The sequence below is a fragment of the Pseudoalteromonas porphyrae genome (assembly GCF_001298125.1).
Lineage (GTDB): Bacteria > Pseudomonadota > Gammaproteobacteria > Enterobacterales > Alteromonadaceae > Pseudoalteromonas > Pseudoalteromonas neustonica.
The window spans coordinates 67,777-76,247 of sequence record NZ_LHPH01000025.1 but is presented as its reverse complement, the minus strand read 5'-3'; the positions used below and the strand labels follow the sequence as shown (position 1 = coordinate 76,247).

15 protein-coding genes are annotated in these 8,471 nt (G+C 43.3%); all 15 read right to left on the bottom strand.

Annotated elements, in window-relative coordinates:
- Positions 1-688: 688 nt before the first annotated feature.
- Positions 689-1,090, bottom strand: coding sequence for a 50S ribosomal protein L17 (rplQ, locus tag ADS77_RS17860; protein ID WP_054206426.1), 402 nt, complete (start codon positions 1,088-1,090; stop codon positions 689-691).
- A gap of 39 nt (positions 1,091-1,129) precedes the next feature.
- Positions 1,130-2,116: a DNA-directed RNA polymerase subunit alpha gene (locus tag ADS77_RS17855; protein WP_054206425.1), complete on the bottom strand. Its 987-nt coding sequence runs from the start codon at positions 2,114-2,116 to the stop codon at positions 1,130-1,132.
- 24 nt (positions 2,117-2,140) lie between these two features.
- Positions 2,141-2,761: a 30S ribosomal protein S4 gene (rpsD, locus tag ADS77_RS17850; protein ID WP_016710205.1), complete on the bottom strand. Its 621-nt coding sequence runs from the start codon at positions 2,759-2,761 to the stop codon at positions 2,141-2,143.
- A gap of 21 nt (positions 2,762-2,782) precedes the next feature.
- Positions 2,783-3,169: a 30S ribosomal protein S11 gene (gene rpsK, locus ADS77_RS17845; RefSeq protein ID WP_002959471.1), complete on the bottom strand. Its 387-nt coding sequence runs from the start codon at positions 3,167-3,169 to the stop codon at positions 2,783-2,785.
- 12 nt (positions 3,170-3,181) lie between these two features.
- Complete coding sequence (rpsM, locus tag ADS77_RS17840; RefSeq protein ID WP_054206424.1) at positions 3,182-3,538, bottom strand: 30S ribosomal protein S13; 357 nt, start codon at positions 3,536-3,538, stop codon at positions 3,182-3,184.
- 125 nt (positions 3,539-3,663) lie between these two features.
- Entirely contained in the window at positions 3,664-3,777 is a 114-nt protein-coding gene (gene rpmJ / locus ADS77_RS21780) for a 50S ribosomal protein L36 (protein ID WP_002959476.1), read from the bottom strand.
- A 22-nt stretch (positions 3,778-3,799) separates the two neighbouring features.
- The gene (gene secY, locus ADS77_RS17835; RefSeq protein WP_054206423.1) at positions 3,800-5,128 is read right to left on the bottom strand and encodes a preprotein translocase subunit SecY; all 1,329 of its coding nucleotides are present in this window, start codon (positions 5,126-5,128) and stop codon (positions 3,800-3,802) included.
- A gap of 10 nt (positions 5,129-5,138) precedes the next feature.
- Positions 5,139-5,573 carry a 50S ribosomal protein L15 gene (rplO, locus tag ADS77_RS17830; RefSeq protein WP_054206422.1) on the bottom strand — a complete coding sequence of 145 codons (435 nt, stop codon included), beginning with the start codon at positions 5,571-5,573 and terminating at the stop codon, positions 5,139-5,141.
- A gap of 5 nt (positions 5,574-5,578) precedes the next feature.
- Complete coding sequence (gene rpmD / locus ADS77_RS17825; RefSeq protein WP_004589203.1) at positions 5,579-5,761, bottom strand: 50S ribosomal protein L30; 183 nt, start codon at positions 5,759-5,761, stop codon at positions 5,579-5,581.
- A gap of 3 nt (positions 5,762-5,764) precedes the next feature.
- A complete protein-coding gene (gene rpsE, locus ADS77_RS17820; protein ID WP_002959485.1) occupies positions 5,765-6,271 on the bottom strand; it encodes a 30S ribosomal protein S5 in 507 nt (168 codons plus the stop codon).
- Between the two features lie 9 nt (positions 6,272-6,280).
- A complete protein-coding gene (rplR, locus tag ADS77_RS17815; protein WP_054206421.1) occupies positions 6,281-6,631 on the bottom strand; it encodes a 50S ribosomal protein L18 in 351 nt (116 codons plus the stop codon).
- A 9-nt stretch (positions 6,632-6,640) separates the two neighbouring features.
- Positions 6,641-7,174 (bottom strand): 50S ribosomal protein L6, encoded by a 534-nt coding sequence (gene rplF / locus ADS77_RS17810; protein WP_054206420.1) that lies wholly within the window; start codon positions 7,172-7,174, stop codon positions 6,641-6,643.
- Positions 7,175-7,187: 13 nt separating this feature from the next.
- The gene (gene rpsH, locus ADS77_RS17805; RefSeq protein ID WP_054206419.1) at positions 7,188-7,580 is read right to left on the bottom strand and encodes a 30S ribosomal protein S8; all 393 of its coding nucleotides are present in this window, start codon (positions 7,578-7,580) and stop codon (positions 7,188-7,190) included.
- Positions 7,581-7,601: 21 nt separating this feature from the next.
- Positions 7,602-7,907, bottom strand: coding sequence for a 30S ribosomal protein S14 (gene rpsN, locus ADS77_RS17800; protein ID WP_054206418.1), 306 nt, complete (start codon positions 7,905-7,907; stop codon positions 7,602-7,604).
- Between the two features lie 10 nt (positions 7,908-7,917).
- On the bottom strand, positions 7,918-8,457 hold the full coding sequence (rplE, locus tag ADS77_RS17795) for a 50S ribosomal protein L5 (protein WP_054206417.1): 540 nt from the start codon (positions 8,455-8,457) through the stop codon (positions 7,918-7,920).
- Positions 8,458-8,471 lie beyond the last annotated feature (14 nt).

The following is an 8,471-nucleotide window of genomic DNA, read 5'->3' as shown; positions in this document are numbered from 1 at the left end:
TAACTATTCTGTTGGTCACTCAGTTTCTCTTTCGAGAAATCACATTGAGACTCTAAATTTTTTGCCTTGCTTACCTATCTAAAAAGAAAGTTAAGTTCGGCTGTTAGAACTCAATCTGTACGAGTGCCCACACAGATGATTGCTTTATATTGTTAAAGAACGTTGCGATTAAAGCGCTTTGCTTTATCTCGCTAGGGCTGCGCATGTTACGCTTTCCTATTTTTTTGTCAACACTTAAATTTAAACTTTATAAAAATTCAAACTCAAGTTTTACTCGACTCACTGATTAACTCTTGCCTCGCTAAGCGTTGCTGTCTGCCGTCTCAGTGGGGTCGCATTATAGGGAGATCCAAAAACAGATCAACCCTTTTTTGATGAAAACTTAAATAAACTAGCTATTCGCTGAGTATTTGAACGAAACGTATAAAAACAGCACTAATCTTGGGAAATAAAGTCTATTTGCAGTGCTTTAAATACGAGAATAAATGAATAAACCTTATAGCATGATCTTAATGGAGCTAGATCATTAGTTGGATCTCATATATTAGTAAATGCTACGTGGTTAAATAAGTATGTGGCATGAAGACACGTTAAAAACAAATGGTGAATATAGGTGGAGTAGATTAGGAATATAATTATAGGCATTAAAAAGCCGAGCATAAGCTCGGCTTTTTGGTGTCTTTAAGACTTACTCAGCAGACTGCGCGTCATCTTGAACTTCTTCGGTAGCAGATGTGCGACCTACTAGTTCAATATAAGCCATTGGTGCTTTGTCACCAGTACGGAAGCCACACTTAAGAATACGAGTGTAACCACCTGGGCGATCCGCGTTACGAGGACCGATTTCACTGAACAATTTACCAACTACTTCATTATCACGCGTGCGAGCAAACGCTAAACGGCGATTTGCTACACTGTCAGTCTTAGCCAGTGTGATTAAAGGTTCAATTACACGACGTAACTCTTTCGCTTTAGGCAATGTAGTTTTGATGATTTCGTGTTTCACCAAAGAACCTGCCATATTGCTGAACATCGCTTTACGATGGCTGCTGTTACGGTTTAATTGACGACCACTCTTACGATGGCGCATGACCCTATCCTTCTAACTAAACTAATATAGTGATTTAGATTATTCAGCTAGGCTTGCAGGTGGCCAATTTTCTAGGCGCATACCTAGAGAAAGACCACGTGAAGCTAGCACGTCTTTAATTTCAGTTAGAGACTTCTTACCTAAGTTAGGCGTTTTAAGAAGCTCTACTTCTGTGCGCTGAACTAAATCACCGATATATTGAATTTGCTCGGCTTTCAAACAGTTTGCAGAACGTACTGTTAATTCAAGATCATCGACTGGACGAAGTAGAATAGGATCGAATTCTGGCTTCTCTTCTTTCTCTTCTGGCTCAGTAACATCACGTAAATCTACGAATGCTTCTAATTGCTCAGCTAAGATAGTAGACGCACGGCGGATCGCTTCTTCAGGATCTAAAGTGCCGTTTGTTTCCATATCAATGATTAACTTGTCTAAGTCTGTACGTTGTTCAACACGTGCTGATTCAACCGAGTACGCAATACGTTCAACTGGACTAAATGATGCATCAAGCAACAATCGACCAATTGGACGCTCATCGTCATCAGAGGATAAACGGCTAGATGCCGGCACATAACCACGACCGCGTTCAACACGAATTCGCATGCTGATCGCGCTGCTATCTGTCGTTAAATGACAAATAACGTGATCTGGGTTAGCAATTGTTACATCGCCATCGTGCTGAATATCTGCCGCAGTCACAGGGCCTACACCAGACTTAGTCAGGGTAAGAAAAACTTCATCTTTACCTTCTAAAGTTACTGCTAGACCTTTAAGATTTAACAGAATTTCAATGATGTCTTCTTGTACGCCTTCTTTCGCGCTGTACTCATGCAACACACCGTCGATTTCAACTTCGGTAACTGCACAACCAGGCATAGACGAAAGAAGTATACGGCGTAAGGCATTACCCAACGTATGACCGAAGCCACGCTCTAATGGTTCTAAAACAACTTTAGAACGTGTTGGGTTTATAGCGTCGATATCGACTAACCTTGGTTTTAGAAATTCTGTAACAGAACCCTGCATTTTATCCTCTCTTAACTCTTAACTTTACTTAGAGTAAAGTTCGACGATTAGTTGTTCATTAATGTCCGCAGACAGATCTGAACGCTCAGGTAGGCGTTTAAAATTACCTTCCATTTTCTTACCGTCAACTTCAACCCAAGTCGGTTTTTCACGTTGCTCGGCTAGTTCTAGAGCAGCGATGATACGAGCTTGTGTCTTAGACTTTTCACGGATAACTACTACATCTTCTGGAGTAATTACGAATGAAGGAATGTTCACAACACGACCATTAACTAAAACCGCTTTGTGGCTTACTAGCTGACGTGCTTCAGCACGTGTGCTTGCAAAACCCATGCGGTATACAACATTGTCTAAACGTTGCTCTAAAAGCTGTAACAAGTTTTCACCTGTGTTGCCCTTAAGGCGAGCAGCTTCTTTATAATAGTTACGGAATTGCTTTTCTAATACACCGTAGATACGACGTACTTTTTGCTTTTCACGTAATTGTAAACCGTAATCAGATAAGCGACCTTTACGAGCGCCGTGCTGACCAGGTGCAGTCTCAAGTTTACACTTAGAGTCGATAGCTCTTACGCCGCTCTTAAGGAACAGGTCAGTGCCTTCACGACGACTCAGCTTGAGCTTAGGGCCCAAATATCTTGCCATGTTATTTCTCCTAACCTATTGTTAAACGCGACGTTTCTTCGGTGGACGACAACCATTGTGTGGTATAGGCGTCACGTCAGTAATGTTGGTAATACGGTAACCTGCAGCATTCAAAGCACGAACAGCAGATTCACGACCTGGACCTGGACCTTTGATGAAAACTTCTAGATTTTTTAAACCGTATTCTTGAGCAGCAGTACCTGCACGCTCTGCAGCAACCTGAGCAGCGAATGGTGTAGATTTACGTGAACCACGGAAACCTGAACCACCGGCAGTAGCCCATGATAGTGCATTACCTTGACGGTCGGTAATTGTAACAATAGTGTTGTTGAAAGACGCATGAACATGAGCCATACCATCAGCAACTTGCTTTTTAACCTTTTTACGACGAATTGGTGTCTTAGCCATAATACTATCCCCTTATCGCTTAATAGGCTTACGAGGACCCTTACGGGTACGCGCGTTAGTCTTAGTTCTTTGACCACGAAGTGGTAAAGAGCGACGGTGACGTAGGCCACGGTAACAACCAAGGTCCATAAGGCGCTTGATATTCAAAGTAACTTCACGACGAAGGTCACCTTCTACAGTGTACTTGCTTACTGCTTCACGCAATACATCAAGTGTTTCGTCTGAAAGTTCACCGATTTTTGTGGTTTCGGCGATACCAGTCGCTACTAAGATAGCCTTAGAGCGAGTCTTACCTATGCCATAAATAGCTGTTAAACCAATAACTGCATGTTTATGATCAGGGACGTTAATGCCAGCAATACGGGCCACTAACACATCTCCTATATTTGAATTCGGTTATCATCTGTTTGAAGAGCCCGTAAGGATACTCAAACGAAGACCAAATCACTACTGAAAACACAGGCCGAGTAACCTCAGCCTGTACGACTTATTAATTAACCTTGCCTTTGCTTATGCTTAGGCTCACTGCAAATTACACGTACAACACCGGCACGTTTAATAACTTTACAGTTACGGCATATTTTCTTAACGGAAGCACGTACTTTCATTGCTCAACTCCGTAAACTGACCTTATCGACCGTAGCCTTTAAGGTTCGCTTTTTTCAGCACAGAATCATATTGATGAGACATCATATGAGTTTGTACTTGTGCCATAAAGTCCATGATGACAACAACGATAATCAAAATTGATGTACCGCCGAAGTAGAATGGCGTTTGCCATGCCATCGTCATGAATTCGGGCACCAGACAGATAAAGGTTATATACAAAGCACCTGCCAATGTCAGGCGTGTCATCACTTTATCAATGTATTTCGATGTCTGCTCGCCTGGACGAATACCTGGGATAAATGCGCCAGATTTTTTCAGGTTATCTGCTGTTTCACGTGGGTTAAACACCAACGCTGTATAGAAAAAGCAAAAGAAGATAATGGCTGCGGCTAAAACTAATGCATACAATGGCTGACCTGGAGTCAACGTTGAAGCAATAGCTTGTAACACATCAGCGACAGGACCTTCACCCTGACCGAACCAGCTGGCAATAGTACCAGGGAACAGTATTATACTGCTAGCAAAGATTGGTGGAATAACACCCGCCATATTAACTTTCAGTGGTAAATGCGTGCTTTGGGCAGCAAATACTTGACGACCTTGTTGACGCTTTGCGTAGTTAACGACGATACGACGTTGCCCACGTTCAAAGAATACTACAAGATAAGTTACAGCGAATACGATTACCGCAATCAATAACAATGCTAAAACATGTATGTCACCTTGGCGCGCCATTTCGGCTGTCGAACCGATAGCAGACGGCAGGTTAGCTACAATACCAACAAATATTAGAACTGAAATACCGTTACCGATACCTCGTTCAGTAATTTGCTCGCCCAACCACATCAGGAACATGGTACCTGTTACTAAACTCACCACTGCGGTGAAATAGAAACCCATACCAGGGTTAACAACTAACCCGTCCATCATACCCGGTAAGCTTGTGGCAATACCGATTGATTGGATAGTAGCAAGCAAAAGCGTGCCATAGCGTGTGTACTGGCTTATTTTCTTACGCCCTTGTTCACCTTCTTTCTTAAGCTCTATAAACGGAGGATACATATGCGTTAATAGTTGCGTAATAATTGAAGCTGTGATGTAAGGCATAATACCCAGTGCTAACACTGAAGCGCGCTCAAGCGCACCACCGCTGAACATGTTAAACATTTCAACAATGGTGCCCTTTTGTTGCTCGAAGAAATCGGCAAGTACAGCGGCGTCAATCCCAGGGATCGGCACAAATGAACCTAGACGGTAAATAATGATAGCGCCCAATACGAATAGTAATCGACGTTTCAATTCCGAAAGCCCACTTTGTGCACTTTGTATATCTTGACCTGGTTTAGCCATTAGTACTTCCTTAGTCTTCTACCTTGCCTCCGGCAGCTTCAATAGCTTCGCGAGCACCTTTAGAGGCTTTAAGGCCTTTTACAGTAACTGCGCGTGAAACTTCGCCAGATTTAACAACTTTAACGAACAGAACGTTCTTTTTAACTAGACCAGCTGCTTGTAACGTACTTAGGTCTACCACATCGCCTTCTACTTTAGCGATTTCGTATAGGTTTATTTCTGCAGATACTAAAGATTTGCGAGAAGTGAAACCAAACTTAGGTAGACGACGTTGCATAGGCATTTGACCGCCTTCAAAACCAACGCGTACTTTACCGCCAGAACGTGACTTTTGACCTTTGTGACCACGACCACCAGTCTTACCTAGACCAGAACCGATACCACGACCAACACGTTTTGGAGCAGATTTAGAACCTGCAGCAGGAGAAAGTGTATTCAAATGCATTCGAATTACCCCTCAACCTTAACCATGTATGAAACTCGGTTAATCATACCACGCACACATGCTGTGTCTTCTAACTCAACAGTGTGATTGATACGACGTAAACCAAGACCGCGTAATGTAGCTTTATGCTTCGGTAAACGACCGATAGAGCTCTTTACTTGTGTTACTTTTACAGTTTTATTAGCCATGGTTTACCCCAGAATCTCGTCTACTCGAAGACCACGTTTAGCAGCGATCGACTGAGGAGAATTCATATTCTCAAGAGCTGAGATCGTTGCACGTACAACGTTGATCGGGTTAGTAGAACCGTAACATTTAGAAAGTACGTTCTGCACACCAGTCACTTCAAGTACTGCACGCATAGCGCCACCTGCGATGATACCAGTACCTTCAGAGGCTGGTTTCATGAACACTAGTGAGCCAGCATGACGCCCTTTAACAGGGTGCTGTAATGTGTTGCCATTTAGGTCTACGTTGATCATGTTGCGACGTGCTTTTTCCATTGCTTTTTGAATAGCAGCTGGAACTTCACGAGCTTTACCATAACCGAAACCTACTTTACCTGCGCCGTCACCAACTACTGTTAGTGCAGTGAAGCTAAAGATACGACCACCTTTAACTACTTTAGACACACGGTTTACCGCGATTAGCTTTTCAGCTAGATCAGGCTGTTGTTGCTTTGCTTCTACGTTAGCCATTGTCTACTCCTAGAATTGCAAACCGGCTTCACGCGCAGCATCAGCTAGCGCCTTCACACGGCCGTGATATTTAAAGCCACTGCGATCAAAAGCAATCTTTTCGATGCCTTTGTCAGCCGCACGTTCTGCAACCGCTTTACCAACTGCTTGCGCAGCTGCTAGGTTGCCTGTGCCTTTAACTGTTTCGCTAATAGCTTTTTCAACAGTAGAAGCAGCAGCCAGTACATTACCCTCAGCAGTAACTACTTGAGCGTATATGTGACGTGGCGTGCGGTGGATAACAAGACGCGTTGTGCCTTGTTCAATATAATTTCTACGAGTGCGTTTAGCACGACGTAGACGAGCTGTTTTTTTATCCATCGTCTTACCTTACTTCTTCTTAGCCTCTTTACGGCGTACATTCTCATCTGAATAACGAACACCCTTACCTTTATAAGGCTCAGGTTTACGGTATGCACGAATGTTAGCAGCTGTTTGACCAACTAACTGCTTATCTACGCCCTTAACTAGAACTTCTGTTTGGCTTGGAGTTTCAATCGTAATTCCTTCAGGAACTGCGAAATTAACTGGATGTGAGAAACCAAGAGTTAAGTCTAAAACTTTACCCTTTGCTGCTGCACGGTAACCAACGCCTACTAACTGAAGTTTCTTCTCGTAACCTTCATGCGTACCAACAACCATGTTGTTGATAAGAGCGCGAGCAGTACCTGCTTGTGCCCATGCATTGGCTACGCCTTCACGAGGTAAAGTTGTAATAACGTTGTCGTTAAGTTGTACTTCAACAGCTGAGTTGATAGTACGCGTTAATTCGCCGTTTTTGCCTTTAACTGTGATGTCCTGGCCTTTTAATGTAACTTCTACACCGGCAGGAACATTAATTGGTGCCTTTGCTATGCGAGACATAGTTCCCCTCCGATTAAGCTACAAAACCAATGATTTCACCACCAACACCAGCACTACGTGCGGCGCGGTCTGTCATTAGGCCTTTAGAAGTTGATACGATAGCGATACCTAGACCACCCATTACCTTTGGTAATTCGTCACGTCTCTTATAGATACGTAAACCAGGGCGGCTAACACGCTGGATATTTTCAATAACAGCTTTGCCTTCGAAGTATTTCAACTCGATAGAAAGCTCAGGTTTAACATCACCATTGATTTCGAAATCAGTGATATAACCTTCATCTTTTAATACTTTAGCTAATGCTACTTTCAGCTTTGAATTAGGCATCGTTACAGATACTTTCTTCGCTGACTGACCGTTACGAATTCGTGTGAACAAATCCGCGATAGGATCTTGCAAGCTCATAGTCTTACTCCCGTGATTCTATTACCAGCTAGCCTTTTTAAGGCCAGGAATTTCACCGCGCATAGCTGCTTCGCGAACTTTAATACGGCTCATGCCGAATTTGCGAAGGTAACCATGTGGGCGGCCCGTAATGTTACAACGATTACGTTGACGTGCAGGGCTAGAATCACGCGGTAAAGCTTGTAGCTTAAGTACTGCGTCCCAACGATCATCGTCAGATGTTTTCACATCACTGATGATAGTTTTTAGTGCTGCGCGCTTTTCAGCGAACTGAGCAACTAATTTAGTGCGCTTTGCTTCGCGCGCTTTCATAGAATTCTTTGCCATAACCCTACCCTTATTTCTTAAATGGGAAGTTAAACGCTTCTAACAACGCACGGCCTTCCTCATCTGTTTTCGCAGATGTAGTGATTGTGATATCCATACCGCGTACACGGTCTACTTTATCATAATCAATTTCTGGGAAGATGATTTGTTCACGTACGCCCATGCTGTAGTTACCACGTCCATCAAAAGACTTAGCACTCACACCACGGAAGTCACGGATACGTGGGATAGCGATTGAAACCAAACGCTCAAAAAAGTCCCACATACGCTCGCCGCGTAGGGTTACTTTACAACCAATCGGGTAGCCTTCACGCACTTTAAAGCCAGCAACAGATTTGCGTGCTTTAGTGATTAAAGGTTTCTGACCAGAGATTGCAGCTAGATCAGCAACAGCGTGATCTAAAATCTTCTTGTCAGCTAGGGCTTCGCCCACGCCCATATTCAATGTGATCTTTTCGATCTGAGGGACTTGCATGACAGAGCTGAAACCAAACTTCTCTTGAAGTTCAGCAACTACTGTGTCTTTATATACTTCATGCAGTTTCGCCATCATTCTACTCCAAC